Source organism: Streptomyces sp. NPDC005899 (assembly GCF_040629645.1).
Lineage (GTDB): Bacteria > Actinomycetota > Actinomycetes > Streptomycetales > Streptomycetaceae > Streptomyces.
Map to the genome: position 1 here is coordinate 1 of NZ_JBEXWB010000702.1, position 1166 is coordinate 1166.

A 1166-nucleotide genomic window follows, 5' to 3' on the forward strand; every position below is an offset into this window, starting at 1 on the left:
ATGCTGGCGCCGGGCCTCATCTCCCGCGGCGCCACGCCCCCGCCCGACCGGGGCTCCAAGGCTCCCCGGCCGGTCCCCGGCCGGGCAGCCCGCGCCGCTGACCGGGCCGGGGCGGCATGCACGCCGGGCCCGGCGCGGTGCCGGCCAGGGCGTCGACGCGGTGTTCGCCCGCCCGGTGCCCGCGCCCGGTGCGCACCGGGGGCGAGCCGCGACGGGAGCCTGTCCGCGCACACCCTGTTTAGCCGTCAGCAGATCCGCCCCGGGCGGACGGGCCGGACCTCCCGTGCCGGGCACCTCGCTCCTAGGCTGGGGCGATGAGCAGCCATGCGCCGAGCCGCGACCACCGGATGTCCCCGCACCCCGTCCCCGTGACCCCGGAACCCGGGACCGCCGTGCGGGAGCCGCTCTGGCGCGATGTCGTGGGCGAGGTCCTGCGCCGCGAGAGGCTCGCCCAGGAGCGGACGCTCAAGGACGTGGCCGAGGCGGCCCGGATCTCGATGCCCTACCTCTCCGAGGTCGAGCGCGGCCGGAAGGAGGCGTCCTCGGAAGTCCTCGCCGCGGCGGCCCGCTCACTCGGGCTCGGACTGGGGGAGTTGCTGTACCTCGCCCAGGAGGAGCTGGTCCGACGGCTGCCCGCCGGGCTGCCGTCCCGGCAGGCATCCCCGCGGCTCACGCCGTCCCGGCAGACATCCTCCGCGCTCTCCCCGTCCCGCCCGGCCGCTCCCCGGCTGTCCGCCCGGCTCTCCGCCGCCCGGGCGCTGTCCCGGGCGCCCATGGGTGAGGTGCGGCTGGCCGCCTGACGGCGGGAGGGGCGGGCGGTGCCCCGGTCAGACACCGGCCATGACCCGGCGGCTGACGACCTCGTCCGCCAGGCCGTACGCCACCGCTTCCCGCGCGGTGAAGATCCTGTCCCGGTCGGTGTCGGCCCGCAGTGTCGCCAGGTCGTGGTGGGGCGGCCGGTTCGGCCGCCTCCCTCCACTCTCGGCCCGCCGGAGGCCCCCCGACGGGTCCGTCTGCCGGGCCGGCGGCGAATTCGCCACGGGCAGACGGGTGCGACGCCCCTGGGCGCCGCACCCGGGGGTGCGGCCGCGGGGCGGGGGGCGGGGCGCGCGCCGCGGGGGGGGAAAACCCCGCCGACCCCGGCCGGCGCGCCGCCGCGCGGCCCC

1 protein-coding gene and 1 pseudogene are annotated in these 1166 nt (G+C 79.7%); one reads left to right on the forward strand and one right to left on the reverse strand.

Features of this window, described 5'->3' with window-relative positions; genetic code table 11:
* Positions 1–347: 347 nt before the first annotated feature.
* The gene (locus ABZ371_RS32780) at positions 348–800 is read left to right on the forward strand and encodes a helix-turn-helix transcriptional regulator (protein WP_358686620.1); all 453 of its coding nucleotides are present in this window, start codon (positions 348–350) and stop codon (positions 798–800) included.
* 27 nt (positions 801–827) lie between these two features.
* Here the strand turns inward: ABZ371_RS32780 and ABZ371_RS32785 are convergent.
* Positions 828–950 (reverse strand): annotated as a pseudogene (locus tag ABZ371_RS32785) (ATP-dependent Clp protease proteolytic subunit); the annotation flags it as partial.
* Positions 951–1166 lie beyond the last annotated feature (216 nt).

What these genes read in the sequence shown, in the direction of transcription:
- ABZ371_RS32780 (WP_358686620.1), top strand. Translation starts at nt 348, where the DNA reads ATGTCCCCGCACCCCGTCCCCGTGACCCCGGAACCCGGGACCGCCGTG.